Origin of the sequence: Exiguobacterium sp. s131 (assembly GCF_018617345.1) — a bacterium.
In the GTDB taxonomy this organism is placed as follows: domain Bacteria; phylum Bacillota; class Bacilli; order Exiguobacteriales; family Exiguobacteriaceae; genus Exiguobacterium; species Exiguobacterium profundum.
On record NZ_JACSJX010000002.1, the window covers coordinates 91063 to 107877 of the forward strand.

Sequence of the window (16815 nt, forward strand, 5' to 3'; positions counted from 1 at the left end):
GTTCCGCTCGAGGCCACGGCTTCGAGTTTTTATTTTGTTGCCGCTTCCGTTAAGAATGGCACGATTTGCTTCTTACGTGAGACGACGCCAGGAAGTGTCGCCAATCCGTTTTGGAGCGTCACATTGAACGCTTGTTCGAAGAATTCTGGTTTTGGTCCGACGACAATCGCTTCTGAATCGTTCGTCAAAATGTTTGTAATGGCAAAGACGAACAAGTCCAAGTTTTTCGCTGCAACCGTTTTGGCGATTGCGGCTTCAACTTCCACTTTCCGGTTCAAGACATCGTTCGCATCGACCGTGTTCACTTGTGCGATTTCGACACGATAGTCGCCCATCGCGAATTCTTTCGCATCGAGTGAGATGAGTTCTTCAATCGTTTTTTGGCTAAGGTCCGCACCGGCTTTGAGCATCTCAAGACCGTATGTTTCCGCATCGACGCCAGCGATCTCCGCAAGTTCTTTCGCTGCTTTGATGTCTTCATCTGTGCATGTCGGCGATTTGAAGAGAAGCGAGTCTGAGATGATGGCGGAAAGCATCAAGCCGGCCATATCCGCTGCGATTTCGACACCATGCTCTTTATACAGCTTCAACAAGATCGTCGCCGTACATCCGACTGGCTCCGCACGATAGTAGAGCGGGTCTGCCGTTTGGAAGTTTGCGATACGGTGGTGGTCGATGACCTCAAGGATTCGCACGTCTTCAATCCCGTCCGCACTTTGCTGGAACTCGTTATGGTCGACCAAGATAACTTCTTCCGCCTCACCTTTCACACTTTCGATCAAGCGTGGTGCTTTCACACGGAAGTGATCGAGCGCATATTGTGTTTCGCCGTTCACTTCACCGAGACGGACCGCTTCTGCGTCCATCCCTAATTTCTTTTTCAACTCGGCATAGGCGAGCGCTGACGTGATTGTGTCGGTATCTGGATTTTTATGTCCGAAGACTAGTACTGTACTCATGTCTCATTCTCCTCACTAAATAGTTTTCCCTTATCCATTATAACGTCCACGGCATTTCTTTCAATTCCCAAACAAAAAGAGCCGTGTCGGCTCTTATGCTTGTTCATCTTCATCTGTCTCTTCGAGGTCGGAATGATCTCCTTTTGAATCTTCTTCATGGGAGATGTCCGGTTGATCTCGCTTCAACTTTTCTTTTTCTTCTTGTTCACGCTTTTCTTTGTCTGACATATGGTGTCATCCTTTCGAAAATCCGACTTGTCGTAATCTGTTCCCCTAGCTCGATTTCGTCAAACGACATTTCATTAAACGTAAACAAACTGAAACGTCAGGCCTGCACGAAGACGATTTCTTCTCCGCGAAGTTCGACTTTCACGTCTTGTCCTTGGAACAACCACTCATCTTGTTCCGCCACGACAAAACGAATGCCGTCTTCTTCGATCTCAACAGCCGCATTGTTCACGTCTTCTGTGATGACCCCGACAGAAAAACCGTGCGTCAAGTCTGTCGAACCTCCGTATTTGGCAAACAAACGAACCGTTTGGCCTGCTTCGACTTCCATTTCTTCTTTAAACCATTGGAGCGCTTCTTCTGTTACTTGAATCTTCATAACATCTCCTCCTCTCGACTACTCCTTTCATTCTAAACGTTTCAAAAGAGTCGAGCGAGGAAGTTGCCTAAAGTGTGGTGCCAACTTGATAGCTCACTGTCATGCCATGCGTTTCCGGTTGCGCACCATTCATTTCAGCGAGCGTCGTTTCAAATAAGCGCCGCCCGATTTCTTCATTCGGTGAGAGCATCGTCGACAGTCCGAATGCATGACCGATCGGATGTCCGTCAAACCCGAGCATGGCGACTTCCTGAGGAATCTTGATGTCTCGCCGTTGCATCTCTCCTAAAAATCCGAGAGCGACATAATCGGACGAGAAAAAGAGCGCTCGAGGACGCTCTTTTTGAGAGAGGAACGCTTCAGCTAATCGAATACCGTCCTCACTCGTCAAATAGCCGGTCCAAATCCATTGCTGACGCGCATGCTCTACTTCATCGAAATAGGCTTGCTGACGCGCAAGGGAGCTCGGACTATGGCTTCTTGACAAGATGATACCAATCTCTTCATATCCATGCTCCTGTAGCACATGAATACCTGATACGAACGACGCGTAATGGTCGACATGGATCGACGAAATTGTCTCCGGTGCACCGACAGTCGCCACAGCGATCGGTCCATACGCGCGATATGTCTCCATTTCCTTAAAGGACATCTCATGAGACAAGACGATCGCCCCATCGACTTCACGGTGCTTCAATAAATCGAGCGCTTGTCGTTCCTCGCTCAGTTTATACTCCGTCTGCCACATGACGAGGCGATAATCGTGCTCGAGCGCCGCCTTGGCGAGCCCGTTGACGAAGAAACCGTAATACGGATGATCCATATAAGGTAAGATGACGACGATTCGTTGCGTCTTCCCCGTCGACAACGTCAACGCCTGTTGATTTCGCAAATACCCGAGCTCCTTCATTGCCGCATGTACACGGGTCCGTTTTTCTTTCGATACGTACGGATGCTCGTTCAGGACGCGTGAGACCGTCGTCACCGAAACGTCAGCGTGCTTTGCGATATCTCGAATGTTTGCCATTCATCTCACCTCAACTTGTAAGCCTTTGCATATAGTGTACCCACTCTGCTTGCTGACTGTCACCTCTTTCGACGACTTGACAACGAATCGCTTGAACGAGACGGAAGCGCTCCTCTAACGGCAGATGAAGAAACTCTTCACGGAAACGAGTACACAACATTTTCCCAAACGGTGTGTACAACTGATTGATGACGAGCTCGTATACGATTCCACAGCACCATGTTTTCCACGTTGTCGGTTTCATATCGGTTCCCCTCCCTTTGTCTATACCGTATCTTCTGAAACGCGTTTCAGAGCAAGCATCTTTTTTAATAAAGTTTATTTCCGAACATTATTTGTCTTCAAATTTCATTTTTCATGTTTTTTACTCAAAACAATTGACGGGAATCAAACATTTTTGTATAGTCATCAAGTTGAAAACGTTAATTTAAGAATTTTCCTCAATTAATGTTCGGAAATAGACTGAAATAAGGAGTTTTATCGATGAATATCTTTCAATTAAAACAACATGGTACGAATGTTAAACAGGAAGTGACTGCTGGGATCACAACGTTCGTGACGATGGCGTACATCTCTGTCGTCAACCCAGCGATTCTATCTGACGCAGGGATTCCGTTCGCACAAGCATTCACGGCGACAATTATTGCCATCCTCATCGGAACAGGCTTGATGGCGTTTTATGCGAACTTACCGATCGCTGTAGCACCCGGGATGGGGCTCAATGCATTCTTCGCTTACACGCTTGTCGCTCAAGAACAGATTGCCCCGTCCGCCGCGCTCGGTGTCGTCTTCGTCTCGTCCGTCTTCTTCTTGATTTTGTCGCTCTCTCCAATTCGGACGAAGTTGATTCAAGCGATTCCGACTTCGTTGAAGCATGCCATCACGACCGGGATCGGTCTTTTCATCGCTTCACTCGGATTAAAATTATCAGGCTTAATTGTTGCTGATGAAGCGAACTTGGTACGTCTCGGTGACGTGTCTTCTCCAGAAGTACTACTTGTACTCGGTGGTTTGATCGTCTCGGCACTCCTCTTCTCACGAAACGTACCCGGTTCTTTACTCATAGGGATGGTACTCACGGGGATTGCAGCATACTTCATGGATATCTTAAAAATCGATGGTGTCACGGCGATGCCAACACTTCCGGAAGGACTCATGGTCAACCCCGTGACGGCATTTAGTGATGTCATTCAATACGGTTTGTTCGGTGCTGTCCTCTCGTTCTTCCTCGTCACGCTTTTTGATACGACAGGTACGCTTGTCGGTGTCGGAAAACAGGCAGGTCTCTTAAAAGAAGATGGAACAATTGAGAATGGTCACCGTGCACTCTTTGCCGATTCACTTGCCACAATGGGTGGATCACTCGTCGGAACGAGCCCGTCTACGGCATACATCGAGTCTGCTGCCGGTGTCGCGCAAGGTGGACGTACAGGGCTCACAACGGCCGTCGTCGCCGGATTGTTCGGATTGACACTCTTCTTCAGCCCACTTATCGGCGCCATCTCTGGCGTTGCGGCGATTACGGCTCCTGCACTCATCATCGTCGGGGCACTCATGTTGACGAACGTCCGGTACATCGACTGGAGCGACTTCAGCGAATACTTCCCCGCGTTCATGACGATTTTGATCATGCCTTTGTCAGGAAGCATCGAACGCGGAATCGCCTTCGGGTTCATCTTGTACCCGATCTTCAAAGCGATGAACAAAGAGACGGTTCACCCGCTCATCTATTTGTTCGGCGCACTCTTCATCTTGGAAATGTTCTTCCTATAAGTTAGACAGAAGATCCTCGTCATGTGTCGAGGATTTTTTTCTGTTATACGTACTTCCTACCTGTTTTATATCAGAAATGAGATGAATATCGGTTCAGTGAGATACGTTATCAATTAGACAGGATTTTACAAATAAATCAGTTTTTCTCCCCATTTTTCTGTCACTTTCCTACGCTTTATGAAATAATGACGTTGAAATCGTTATCATCAGAAGAAAGAAGGAATGGCTATGCCGAATGTAGCTTTATTCGTCACTTGTTTATCTGATACGTTGTTTCCATCCGTCGGACAAGCGACAGTCGAACTACTCGAACATTTAGGGTGCGAGGTGACGTTCCCCTTTGAGCAGACATGCTGTGGGCAGCCTGCCTACAACAGCGGCTATCATGAGGAGACGAAAAAGGTTGCCAAGCACATGATTGAAACATTTGAACAAGCAGATGCAGAATATATCGTCGGACCATCGGGGTCGTGTGTCATGATGATGCGCGACTACCCTCATTTGTTCCAAGATGATCCAGTATGGGGTCCTCGCGCTGAAGCGCACGCCGCCAAAACGTTCGAACTGACACAGTTCATCGTCGATGTGCTCGAAGTCACTGATGTCGGTGCCAAGTTTCCCGCCAAAGCGACCTATCATGCGTCTTGTCACATGACCCGCCTCCTCGGAATCGAAGCAGCTCCCGGAAAGTTGCTCGGAAACGTCGATGGACTGACGATGGTCCCCCTCGCGAACGTACATAACTGTTGCGGGTTCGGTGGGACCTTCTCCGTCAAGATGCCAGATGTGTCGGTGCAGATGGTAGATGAAAAAGTCGATTCCATCTTACAGTCAGGCGCAGAGGTGTTGATCGGAGCGGATGCGTCATGTCTGATGAACATCGGCGGACGTCTTCATAAACAGGGACATCCGATTAAAGTGATGCATATTGCCGAAGTGTTGAACGAAGGAGTGAAGCAAGCATGAGCATGGGGATTCGATTGGATGAGAAGTTTCAAGATCGACGAAAAGATGGAATCGAAGATGCGTTCATGCGGCAGGCCGTCAGTTCGGCTCAAAACCGTCTACGGGATGGCCGGTTGAATGCTGCAGGTGAACTCGGGGACTGGGAAGCGTTTCGCGACCATTCGGAAGAAATTCGTCAACATGTGCTGGAACATCTGGACTATTACTTATATCAATTGAGCGAGAATGTCTCAAAACGTGGTGGAAGCGTCTTTTTCGCGGAGACACCGGAAGAAGCGAACCGCTACATCCGAGAAGTCGTCCGGTCGAAACAAGCCAAACATGTCGTGAAATCGAAATCGATGGTCACGGAAGAAATCGGCTTGAACGAGGCACTTCAGGAAGAAGGATGTACTGTCGTCGAATCCGATCTCGGTGAATGGATTTTACAACTCGACGAAGATCCACCGTCTCACATCGTCGCCCCGGCCCTGCATAAAGACCGCGACGCTGTGCATGAGACGTTCACTGCCCACGGCTACAGCGGGTCGAACGATCCGACTGAACTTGGACGCTATGCACGACAAGAACTACGCAAAGACTTTTTGAAGGCAGAAGTCGGCATCACCGGCTGTAATTTCGCCATCGCAGAGAGTGGAGCCGTCGGGCTTGTGACCAATGAAGGGAACGGACGCATGGTGACGTCACTTCCTGATACGGTCATCTCTGTTATGGGCATGGAACGCGTCGTCCCGTCCTATGAAGAGTTCGAGGTGCTCGTCAATATGCTTTGTCGAAGCGCGGTCGGTCAGCGACTCACGTCATACATCACGACGTTCGCTGGGACGCGCGCAGTCGGCGAAGTCGATGGACCCGAAGAGTTCCATCTTGTCATCGTTGACAACAAGCGTTCTGGCATTCTCGGGACACAGTTCCAATCGGTGTTGCAATGCATCCGCTGCGCGGCCTGTATCAACGTCTGTCCCGTCTATCGCCATATCGGTGGTCACGCGTACGGGTCAATCTATCCAGGTCCGATTGGTGCCGTCTTGGCTCCGCTTCTTGACGGATATGAAAACTATAAAGAACTCCCCTATGCGTCGAGTCTCTGTGGCGCTTGTACGGAGGCGTGTCCTGTAAAGATTCCGCTGCATGAGCTGTTGATTGAACATCGACGCGTCATCGTAGAGGAGAAAAAGCAATCACCTTTCGTGGAGCGGATTGCGATGAAAGGATTTGCCGTCACGGCTTCGAGTCCTTTCTTATTCGAAGCAGCAGAACATGTCGCACCTTTTGCGACATCACCATTTGCCACAGCGGGGCAGATTGAGAAAGGGCTACCGGCTTGGACAGACTCGAAAGACTTGCCACAACCGAACAAACAGACCGTCCGAGATTGGTTCAAGAAACGGGGGAATGACTGATGAATCCTGGTACAATCACAAACCGTGAGGACTTTCTACAACGAATCGCCAAGCAACTCGGTCGTGAGGTCAAGCTCACACCGCCAAAACGGGAATATACACATCGTCCGCAAGATGAGGTGTTGAAAGGCGCGAGTGAAGAAGAGCTGCTCGAGACGTTCCGCATGGTCGCGACCCGAATCCATACCGATTTGGTGGAATGTGAATCTGCGAAGCTTGATGATACGCTTCGCCTCTTGATTGAACGCTATCATGGCGCACGGATTCTCGCAGAAAACGATGAGCGAATTTCCGCTTGGGCACCTGCAACAAGTGAGACGTTTGATTGGTGGGATTCGTCACAACCCGAAGCGAGTCGAGAGCTGGCCATTCGAGCGGACATTGGAATCACGATTGCGGATGCGGCATTTGCGGAAAGTGCGACAATCGTCCAATATGCGAAGCCTGGTAGATCACGGACAATCAGTCTGTTACCGCAAGACCATATTGCAATCATCCCGAAATCTGTCCTTGTTCCACGTATGACGCAAACGGCACAACAACTTGCCACACTCGACCGAGACGGTCTCCATTCCCCGAACGGTGTCAATTTCATCTCTGGTCCCTCGAACTCGGCCGACATCGAGATGAACCTCATCGTCGGCGTTCATGGTCCTGTTCGAGTCGCCTATGTGTTGGTACATGATTTATAAGTATAGCCCCTCCATCGATCGATGGAGGGGCTATATTCATCCTGATACGGTGACGCTCCCATTTGAGCTCGTTAATTTCACTTCAATCGATCCGTCTCCAAATACGCACTCTTTCGACCGCTCTCCAAACACATCAACTTTCCCGTTTCGTGACTTCGCACGAATCGTCACATCTTCCGGACGTTCATCGACATGTAAGTCAATCTTCCCATTGTTCGTCTTCAAGCGAATCGGTGCTTGAATCGCTTGTACGGAACAGTCTATCCGTCCATTAGAAGTTTTGGCATCGACCGCTCCCGTGACGTGATCGACATCGATTCGACCGTTCGAGGAATGGATGTTGATCCGCTCGAGCTGAGAATGTTTCGCTTCGACACGACCGTTTGAGGAATGAAGCTCCCAATCGTGACCGTGACAGCTTGATGCGAGCACTTTTCCGTTCGATGTGCGCAGGACACCATGACGTGCTTGAATGTGATGCGCGACAATTCGACCGTTCTCACTCTCCACGTGTAACCGTTCCGTGTGAAGGTCTTGTACATCACTCGAACCGTGACGATTCTTCAACTGAATCTGATGATAGGCGTGATGTGGCAATTCAACCCGAAGTACAGGTGCCTTTGACCCAAACCATGAAAACAGGTCCGAAAGACCAAAACGACGTTCGGATTCAATCCGTATCTCTAGGGTGTCCCCCACGATATCCATCACGACCCCATGACCGGTCTCCGTTTCAAGCGTCGCATAAGCGTACCCATCTCGTGATGGGGTGACGAACACCTGCGCATTCTGTACTTGAATAAGAACGCTTTGGAAGGCTACCGCCGAGCTTTTGACAACCGCAGCTGGTTGTGTCGAAATCGATTCTTCAACGTCGACAGAGGCGAGTAATTCTGATACGAGTACGCTCGGTTCCCCTAACTCACGTGCCATTTCTTCGTCACTTCTTCCTTCTAATCGACCGCTTGTGAAATATTCAGACACATCCCTTAATATATCGAGCCGATCTTTCACCTTCACGTCCATCAATAGCTGTTCGAGCTCTGACAAGTACTGTTCTTCATTCATCTGTCGTCTCCCCCTCGGATTAAGTCATTAACACCGTTCGTGAATACATACCATTCCGTTCGCAGTTCAGCTAAGTGTGTTCGCCCTTGCTCTGTAATCTGATAATACTTCCGTGGAGGGCCTTCTCCAGATTCCATTAAATACGTTGTGAAATAACCCTCTGTCGTCAGTCGACGCAACAACGGATAGACCGCACCTTCTGAAATCGCCACTTTAGCCGAGATCGCCTGAACGAGCTCATACCCATAGCGGTCTTGTTCCGCGACGAGTGCTAACACGCACAGGTTGAGCACACCTTTTTTGAATTGAGGATTCATCATCTCACCCCCTACTATACATTGAACAATAGCACATCATTTACTACTATTCAATGATTAATAGTGGTCATTGCCTTGATTTCTCAATTTGTGGCATATAAAGAAACGAATCTGTACAATGAAAGAATGACACTCGTAGGATATTAGTCACAGTCGGAATGTTCATCATTTTAGGAAGGAACGGTCTTTATGAAGTCATGGATTGACCAGCGGATCGGGAGACAATTTTTATTTGTCTTCTACTTATTCATCGGACTGATCCTCCTCACGTCGCTTGCCGTATATGTGTATACGGAAAACCAAATCGAACAGACGACGTCATCGCTCGAGAACATCAGTGAACGGCGCACGAATGCGACCGAATTGTTCGAGACATGGCAGTCGATGCAATATGAAATGCGCGGATATGTCCTCCTTGGAGACGACGCGATGTTAGAGCGTGTGCAAGATAAACAAGTTTTGATTGACGAACAGACCACTTGGTTCGAGCAGAATGCCGTAACCGAGAAAGAAAAAACGTACGCGAGCGATGCTCGTACGCTCTTTGACGCATATCAAGAACGTGTCATGCCGAGCCTCGAACGTTATGTAGCAGGAAAACGGGACGGTAGTGTAACCGAACCCTTCTTAAAGATGCCGACGCTCGGGAAAGTGAATCCACAACAAGAGCCACCGGCAGATCGTAAATTCAAAATCAATTCAAAAAGTGCCGCAGATATGAGTGCGAGCATCGTCGATATGGAGAGCGTCTTCACGGAATACCGGAACTCACTGAACGCAGAAGAGGATGCGCTCCGTGCTCAGCTTGCGACCCATACGAAGTGGGCACAGGCCTTTTGGCTCCTCTCTTTACTCGGTGTCCTCTTCATTCTCTTTATCGTCGCCCGTCCATATGTGAGACGCTTAACTGGTCAACTGCAAGAGTTGATTGAAAACAGCAAGCGCCTTGCCGGAGAGCGACAGCCGATGACACCGGCGGCCGCCCAATCTAAAAATGAAGTCGGGCAATTGACAACATCATTTCGGCAAATGGCTACATCTCTCACGGCACAACGCTATCGGATTGAAGAAGAACGTGAGAAGACAGCGCGCCTCCTTCACTCGATTCGCGATGCCGTCATCTATGTCGAACACGCAACAAGTGAGAAAGTAGCAAACCAAGCGTTGTTCGTCTTATTCAATCAACCGATTACGCAGCGAAATGAAGTCGATTTATACCGTTTAGACGCTAGCCTTGAGGAGCTCGGACTACAGGTCGACCAAAAGGATGCCTTTTCCGCGTTCATGGAACGGTCATTCGATGGACAGTGTAAAGAAGAGAGCGTCACGTTCTCGATGAATCAGGAAGAGCGCTTCATTCAAATGTATGCGGAGAAGATTTACTTGCGAGGAACACGCCATGGAACGATGCTCGTTTTCCGTGACGTGACGCACGAGACCGAAGTCGACCGTCTGAAAACCGAACTCGTTTCGACCGTCTCTCACGAACTCCGGACTCCGCTCACAAGTATCATTGGATTCACTGAACTCCTTCGTTTCCGAAAACTTTCATCTGAACGTTCCGAAAAATATTTAGGAATGATTCATCAAGAGACATTGCGTCTTGAAGACTTGATTTCAAACTTGCTTGATATACAACGGATGGAGTCTGGGCAACAGACATATCATAACGAACCGGAGCGTCTATCCGCCATTCTTGAGCAAGCGATTTCGGTGCATCAAGGCTCGAGCCAACACCATCACATCACGTTTGATTGTACGGAAGACGTCTATGTATACGGAGACCGGACGCGACTCAATCAACTCTTCATGAACCTACTTCACAACGCCGTGAAGTATTCGCCTCGTGGTGGTGAAATCCATGTCCGTGTCGCATGTGAACGACCGGATTGGATTGACATTTCAATTGAAGATCACGGCATCGGGATTCCCCAAACCGCGCTACCAAAATTGTTTGACAAGTTTTATCGCGTCGACAATTCGGCAAGTCGAAAAATCGGGGGGACCGGTCTCGGTCTCGCAATCTGTAAAGAAATCGCCGAAGGTCACGGTGGAACGATTCACGCCACATCGAATATCGGCAAAGGCTCCATTTTCACGGTCAGTCTTCCCAAGTTGGATATGACCAATCAAATGAGTAGCTAAACGAAAAGAGGGTGCATCATCGCACCCTCTTGTTTATTGGACTTTGTTCTCTGGACCAAATGACGGATAGAGCGAAAGCCCACCGTCCGCAAAGATGGTTGTCCCCGTCACATAGGACGACTCATCCGACGCGAGCCAAGCGGCAACGGCTGCGATTTGTTCCGGCTTCCCGATGACGTGGGATGGGATGAGCGCTTCTAACCCCTTCTTCTCTTCCGGGTCGCTCATCGTCTCTTCGTTGATTGGTGTATCAATCGCCCCAGGTGCAATCGCATTGACACGAATATGGTTTGGAGCATACTCAAGTGCGACAGATTTCGTGAACATTTTCACGCCACCCTTGCTGGCTGCATAGTGTGTATAACCTGGACGTGGGATGACTTCGTGAACGGAAGACATGTTGATGATGTTCCCTTCGATTTCATGCTCCACGAAGTATTTTAAAGCAGCACGAACACCAAGGAACGTTCCGTTCAAGTTGACGTCGATAATCTGCTTCCAGTTATCAAACTCCATCTCATGTGTTTTTGCCTCGACTTGAACGCCGGCGTTATTCACGAAAATATCCATCTTTCCAAACTCAGAGATGGCTTTCTTAATCATCTTCTCGGCGAGTCCTTCTTCCGCGACATCCCCTTTCACGGCGACGGCTTTCCCACCAGCTGCCTCGATTCCACGGATGACTTCCTCCATCTCTTTTTCACTGCTGCGGTAATTCAGGACAACGCTCATCCCTTCTTTTGCGTAACGTTCCCCGATGGCACGACCGAGGCCCTTCGAGCTGCCCGTGATGACTGCGACCTTACCTTTTAACTCTGGATAGTTTGCCATGTCAATTCCTCCTTCATCTTCTCGGGTTTAGTTCCCGCATTCCCCTCTTCATCAAACATGATTGGCTGCATTTTGAATATTTGAAACAAATCAACTATACTGAAACAAACTATTCGTTTTCAGGAAACGCCTGAAAGACGTTTGATCTTATACTCAATGGAGGTGACTCCCCGATTTTAGGGGGAATTGTTGGACAGTCCCATGTTATTCAGCTTACTCGTCGTCGCACTTTTAATCTTTTTGACTGCCTTTTTTGTGGCAGCCGAATTTTCAATTGTGAAAGTGCGTGGTGCTCGACTCGACCAGCTCGTGCTCGAAGGAAATAAGAAAGCGGTCAGCGCGAAAAAAGTCATCGAGAATATCGACGACTCCCTTTCTGCCTCGCAGTTCGGAATCACGCTTTCTGCACTCGGTCTTGGGTGGATTGGTGCCGATCAAATCGAAACGTATATCCACACATTGGTCGAACAATTGAACATATCGCCTTCTCTCGTGACATTCTTGTCGTTTCTGATCGCCTTCTTATTGATTGCGTTCGTCCATGTCGTCATCGGTGAACTCGTGCCAAAAACGCTCGCGGTTCACGAAGCGGAGAAGTTGACGCTGCTCGTCGCACGTCCGCTCTACGTCTTCACAAAAATCTTCTATCCGTTTATTCGAGCCTTGAACAGTATGGCTCGAATCACGCTCCGTTTATTCGGGGTACAGACGACAGCGCAAGAAACGGCACACTCTGAAGAAGAATTGAAAATCATTATGACGGAAAGTTTCCGTAGCGGTGAGATCAACGAAAACGAGTTGGCATATGTTCAAAATATCTTCTCCTTTGACGAACGGATCGCCAAAGATGCCATGGTGCCACGAATGAACATGGTGACAATCGATGAAGAAGATACGATTGAAGAGATCATCGCCGTAGTGGAAGAGCACCAGTATACACGCTATCCCGTCACACGAGATGGCGATCGCGATGACGTTCTCGGATTCGTGAATGCGAAACAGCTCTTCACTGCCCAACTTTCAAAAAATGACGCGCCATTCGAATCGTTCATTCATCAATTGCCGCTCGTCACCGAGTTCACGCCACTTCAAGAAGCGATGGTGAAAATGCAAAACTCGCAGACGATGATGTGTCTCGTCATCGATGAGTACGGCGGGACGGCAGGACTGTTGACGATTGAAGACATTTTAGAAGAAATCGTCGGCGAGATTCGAGACGAGTTCGATCGAGACGAACAGGCTGAAATTACAGAAGTCGCTCCGAAACATTATCGCCTTTCGGGACTCGTTTTAACGCAAGAACTCGAAGAGCGGTTCGGCATCGAAATCGAAGATGACGTCGATACGGTCGGTGGATTCGTTTTATCACAAAAAGCGAACGCGCGAACGGGGGAACGCTTCCTTCTACCTGGCAACCATGAACTGATTGTCAGTGAAGTCGATAACCACCGCATCGTCTTTGTCGACCTGATTCTCGCCTCTCATGAAGAGGAAGAACCATTATCTGAATGATGCATCTTTCTAACCCTTCTCTAAAATATGGAGAAGGGTTTTTCACGTTTGCACCGAACTGTCGCTATATTTTCGCCTCTTGCCGTGATATACTGCACATATGTTGCTTATTTGAGTGTCACCCACTCAATGACACAACATCACCGAAACATGGCGAGATGTTCGGTTTAAACAGAAAGAAATAGAAAGAAGGTTACGCATGGAACGCAAACTATTTTTGATTGACGGTAACTCCATGCTGGCCAGTGCTTATTATGGTGCCGCCGCGAGCCGAACGAAAAAAGGACGCGAGGTATCAAAAAACGATCGGAGTGCCGTCATCGGAATGACCGGCCTCATCCGGACGATTCTACGCAGACATCGTCCGACTCATTTTGTCGTCGTCTGGGACGTCTCACGTGAAACATTATGGCGTCGAGAACTGTACCCGGGCTACAAACGTCGCAGACGTCAAACACCGCCTGAATTGAAAGCGCAGATGGAACTCATGCGCCAACTGCTTGAGGACAGTGGAATCCCACAATTTCAAGTAGAAGGGTATGAAGGGGAAGACTTAATTGCCCACATCGCCCGTAAATTCAGTTGCAGTGCGCCTGTCGTCATCATGACAAAAGACAAAGACTTGTTACAGCTTGTCAGTCCACGAATCACCGTTTGGTTACAGACACAAGAGCTTCAGCAAATGCAGGCTCGCTGTGACATTCGTGATAATCGTCCGTTGCCGCTCAAGCGTCATTTAGAAATTCGACCAGAAGAGATTGCGGCGCTATACGAAGGATTGAAACCGAAGCAACTGTCAGCCGTTAAAGCGTTGACAGGAGACCGTTCTGATGGAATTCCTCCAGTTGCTGGGCTCGACGAAAGCCAATCGGTTCAACTCATCAAACGATTCGGTTCGCTCGATAAGCTGTATTCCGCCTTGAGCATCAAAGGTGAAAAACGACAACAAGTAAATGAAACGATCGCGGCACTGACGTCAGAGGAGGTGCCCCGTAACTTGAGACGAACACGCAAAAAAGCAGAGCGCAATATGGAGCTCGTTCGACTCGATGTCACGGTGCCGGCACTTGAACATTTGAAGCTAGCTCACCTTGAGCTCAGCCTCAATCCAAAACGAGTCGAACAAGCGTATCAAAAACGCGGACTTCGTCTCTCGTTTAACGCAGGTCAGAAGAAAACATCCGCACGTTAAAAAAGAACGAACGCTCAAGCGTTCGTTCTTTTAATATGCACGGTAATCCCGTCTTCATCGGTCAACGACCATTCAGATGATGTTCCGCCTAACGCCTGGTTCGTCTCTTCATTGACGAGAAGCGTCCATGCTTCGATTCCGGTCTCCATTCCCACAGGATCGCTCGGACGGGCCCACACGTTCGTCCCGATGTGATGGTGGTAGCCATCAGCTGCTAGGAAAAGTGCACCTGGATAAGAATCCGTCGTAATGGAGAAGCCAAGCCGATCATGATAAAAACGTTTCGCCGCCTCAATTGAGCGTACTTTAAAATGCACGTGCCCCATCGTCGTTCCGATCGGTAAACCAGTAAACGACCGATTGGCTGCCGCTTGAAGCATCGATTCATAGTCGACAGGCTCGGTCGCCATTTTCACATGGCCGTTTGCCTCGTACGTCCATTGGTCCTTCGGGCGGTCGGCATACAATTCAATCCCGTTTCCTTCTGGATCGCTCAAGTAGAAGGCTTCACTCACGAGATGGTCGCCTTGCCCCACTTCGATGCGTCGCTCAATGAGATGTGCCAACATGCTTCCTAACTCTACACGGTTCGGGAACAGAATCGCTAAATGGAACAAGCCTGCCGCCCGTGGATTCGTTTTCGCTTGCGGGACACTGTGCAAGATGACAAGCGGACGTTCCTTCGTACCGAGTGTAATGAGCTCTTCGCTCTCTTCTAAAATACTCATCCCAATCACGTCTACGTAAAATCGTGTCACCTGTTCAATGTCACGGACTCGAAGCGTTACCGGACCGAGTTCGATTTTTTCGATTTTCATATATTATCACCTCCCCTTCACTATACCCGCTCGGTCGATGTTACAGAAGTAGGCACAAAAAGGTGGTATAGTTACTTCAACGATACTAATGGAAAGGAAGAGCGACGTGACTAACATAACAAGCTGTGAAGTCGATACGGCACTCGAACTGATTACAGGAAAATGGAAACATTCCATCCTCCTTGTGTTGATTAATGGAGATACATTGCGTTTCAGTGAGTTGAAACGCGCGTTACCAAAAATCAGCCAAAAGATATTGACCGCACAACTCCGCGACTTAGAAGAACAGGATATCGTCATCCGGACCGTCTATCCAGAAGTTCCACCACGTGTCGATTATCGCTTAAGTGAGTACGGGAAAACACTGATCCCGATTCTCGAAGCGATGAACGAATGGGGAATGCGTCATGCCGAACGGATGCGCTCTAATTAGTTGTCCACATGTGGATAACCCATTTTTTCTACTGAACATATCACTTATCCACAGGAGGTTGTCATGATTCGTTATCCACAGTTAACCGGTCATCAAATTGGTGTCACCGCCCCTTCGTCAGGTATACCAGAAGAATTACACCATCTATTGCAACAAGCAGAACAGAAGTTTTCCGATCGAGGGTTCACGTTACAATTCACTCCGAATGCGTGGAAACAACGATTTGGGAAATCCGCGCCGGCTCGGATCCGTGCACATGAACTGACATCCCTACTTCAAGATGACAATATCGACCTGATCATCCCGCCCTGGGGTGGGGAACTCTTAATGGAAATCCTCGATCAAGTCGATTGGCAATCCTTACCCGCGAAATGGATGCTCGGTTATTCGGATACGAGTCTATTACTTTTTGTGTATACGCTAAAAACCGGAATCGCCTCCGCCCACGGTCCTAACCTGGTCGACTTGCGTGCCGATGTGTGGGACGAGACGAGTTCGCGCTGGCTCGATGTGTTGTCGACGCGGACCGACGAGACGGTCGTCCAACGCTCGTCCGAGAAGTTCCAAAACGAATGGCAGCATGATAATCCGACGCCGCATCTGTTTCATCTGACGGAGACGACCGAATGGAAAGCGATCGGTGGTCAAAACGCCACGGGGCGCTTGCTCGGTGGATGTCTCGATGTGCTCTTACATACAATCGGGACACCGTATGGAGACGTCAAGACGTTCCAACGCGATCACCTGAACGATGAACCGATTCTTTGGTATTTTGAGAACGCTGAGCTAAACGTTCCGGCATTAAAAAGGACCCTTCTTCAAATGAAGTGGGCCGGTTGGTTCGAGCAGACGTCGGGCATTCTATTTGGACGGAGTGACGCCCCCTCTGTGCATCAAGACTATACGGTCGAAATGGTATACGAGGAGCTTCATCATATGTTAGAAGTTCCTATCTTTTTTGATATCGATTGCGGACACGTACCCCCTCAGATGACACTCGTCAATGGAGCACACGCATCCGTCCAAGTCGAGCATGGCAAAGGGACATTGATTCAAACGTTCGAGGGCTGAT

At 48.9% G+C, this 16815-nt stretch carries 18 protein-coding genes; 9 read left to right on the forward strand and 9 right to left on the reverse strand.

Annotation, left to right across the window (positions count from 1 at the left end; translation table 11 throughout):
- Positions 1-29: 29 nt before the first annotated feature.
- The 5 genes from KNO69_RS11090 to KNO69_RS11105 form a co-directional block, all read right to left on the reverse strand.
- Positions 30-959 (reverse strand): manganese-dependent inorganic pyrophosphatase, encoded by a 930-nt coding sequence (locus tag KNO69_RS11090; protein WP_078146098.1) that lies wholly within the window; start codon positions 957-959, stop codon positions 30-32.
- 93 nt (positions 960-1052) lie between these two features.
- Positions 1053-1187, reverse strand: a complete 135-nt coding sequence (locus KNO69_RS15410; RefSeq protein WP_015880450.1) for a hypothetical protein — start codon at positions 1185-1187, stop codon at positions 1053-1055.
- A 97-nt stretch (positions 1188-1284) separates the two neighbouring features.
- The gene (locus KNO69_RS11095; RefSeq protein WP_214818021.1) at positions 1285-1566 is read right to left on the reverse strand and encodes a HesB/YadR/YfhF family protein; all 282 of its coding nucleotides are present in this window, start codon (positions 1564-1566) and stop codon (positions 1285-1287) included.
- 67 nt (positions 1567-1633) lie between these two features.
- Positions 1634-2593, reverse strand: coding sequence for a LacI family DNA-binding transcriptional regulator (locus tag KNO69_RS11100; RefSeq protein ID WP_214818024.1), 960 nt, complete (start codon positions 2591-2593; stop codon positions 1634-1636).
- 10 nt (positions 2594-2603) lie between these two features.
- A complete protein-coding gene (locus KNO69_RS11105; protein ID WP_078146096.1) occupies positions 2604-2837 on the reverse strand; it encodes a hypothetical protein in 234 nt (77 codons plus the stop codon).
- A gap of 245 nt (positions 2838-3082) precedes the next feature.
- On the opposite strand from KNO69_RS11105, the gene KNO69_RS11110 reads away from it, so the two are divergent.
- From KNO69_RS11110 to KNO69_RS11125, 4 genes are all read left to right on the forward strand, one after another.
- The gene (locus KNO69_RS11110) at positions 3083-4366 is read left to right on the forward strand and encodes an NCS2 family permease (RefSeq protein ID WP_031424359.1); all 1284 of its coding nucleotides are present in this window, start codon (positions 3083-3085) and stop codon (positions 4364-4366) included.
- 228 nt (positions 4367-4594) lie between these two features.
- Positions 4595-5332 (forward strand): (Fe-S)-binding protein, encoded by a 738-nt coding sequence (locus tag KNO69_RS11115; protein WP_074034994.1) that lies wholly within the window; start codon positions 4595-4597, stop codon positions 5330-5332.
- Between the two features lie 2 nt (positions 5333-5334).
- Complete coding sequence (locus tag KNO69_RS11120; protein WP_285800578.1) at positions 5335-6735, forward strand: LutB/LldF family L-lactate oxidation iron-sulfur protein; 1401 nt, start codon at positions 5335-5337, stop codon at positions 6733-6735.
- Entirely contained in the window at positions 6735-7427 is a 693-nt protein-coding gene (locus KNO69_RS11125) for a LutC/YkgG family protein (RefSeq protein WP_074034997.1), read from the forward strand. The genes KNO69_RS11120 and KNO69_RS11125 overlap by 1 nt, the downstream gene beginning before the upstream one ends.
- A gap of 36 nt (positions 7428-7463) precedes the next feature.
- On the opposite strand, the gene KNO69_RS11130 is transcribed toward KNO69_RS11125, so the two are convergent.
- A complete protein-coding gene (locus KNO69_RS11130) occupies positions 7464-8495 on the reverse strand; it encodes a DUF4097 family beta strand repeat-containing protein (protein ID WP_214818029.1) in 1032 nt (343 codons plus the stop codon).
- Positions 8492-8812, reverse strand: a complete 321-nt coding sequence (locus tag KNO69_RS11135) for a PadR family transcriptional regulator (protein WP_214733820.1) — start codon at positions 8810-8812, stop codon at positions 8492-8494. The genes KNO69_RS11130 and KNO69_RS11135 overlap by 4 nt, the downstream gene beginning before the upstream one ends.
- Positions 8813-9001: 189 nt before the next feature.
- On the opposite strand from KNO69_RS11135, the gene KNO69_RS11140 reads away from it, so the two are divergent.
- Complete coding sequence (locus KNO69_RS11140) at positions 9002-10957, forward strand: ATP-binding protein (protein ID WP_214818031.1); 1956 nt, start codon at positions 9002-9004, stop codon at positions 10955-10957.
- Between the two features lie 33 nt (positions 10958-10990).
- Here KNO69_RS11140 and KNO69_RS11145 read toward each other — a convergent pair whose 3' ends face one another.
- Complete coding sequence (locus KNO69_RS11145; protein ID WP_214818033.1) at positions 10991-11788, reverse strand: glucose 1-dehydrogenase; 798 nt, start codon at positions 11786-11788, stop codon at positions 10991-10993.
- Positions 11789-11977: 189 nt separating this feature from the next.
- On the opposite strand from KNO69_RS11145, the gene KNO69_RS11150 reads away from it, so the two are divergent.
- Together KNO69_RS11150 and KNO69_RS11155 are read left to right on the forward strand one after the other, a co-directional pair.
- Entirely contained in the window at positions 11978-13300 is a 1323-nt protein-coding gene (locus KNO69_RS11150; RefSeq protein ID WP_251124950.1) for a hemolysin family protein, read from the forward strand.
- 199 nt (positions 13301-13499) lie between these two features.
- Complete coding sequence (locus tag KNO69_RS11155; RefSeq protein ID WP_031424353.1) at positions 13500-14492, forward strand: 5'-3' exonuclease; 993 nt, start codon at positions 13500-13502, stop codon at positions 14490-14492.
- Between the two features lie 14 nt (positions 14493-14506).
- On the opposite strand, the gene KNO69_RS11160 is transcribed toward KNO69_RS11155, so the two are convergent.
- A complete protein-coding gene (locus KNO69_RS11160; protein ID WP_159563312.1) occupies positions 14507-15310 on the reverse strand; it encodes a VOC family protein in 804 nt (267 codons plus the stop codon).
- 106 nt (positions 15311-15416) lie between these two features.
- On the opposite strand from KNO69_RS11160, the gene KNO69_RS11165 reads away from it, so the two are divergent.
- Positions 15417-15743, forward strand: coding sequence for a winged helix-turn-helix transcriptional regulator (locus KNO69_RS11165; protein WP_015880434.1), 327 nt, complete (start codon positions 15417-15419; stop codon positions 15741-15743).
- Between the two features lie 63 nt (positions 15744-15806).
- Positions 15807-16814, forward strand: coding sequence for a S66 family peptidase (locus KNO69_RS11170; protein ID WP_214818042.1), 1008 nt, complete (start codon positions 15807-15809; stop codon positions 16812-16814).
- Position 16815 lies beyond the last annotated feature (1 nt).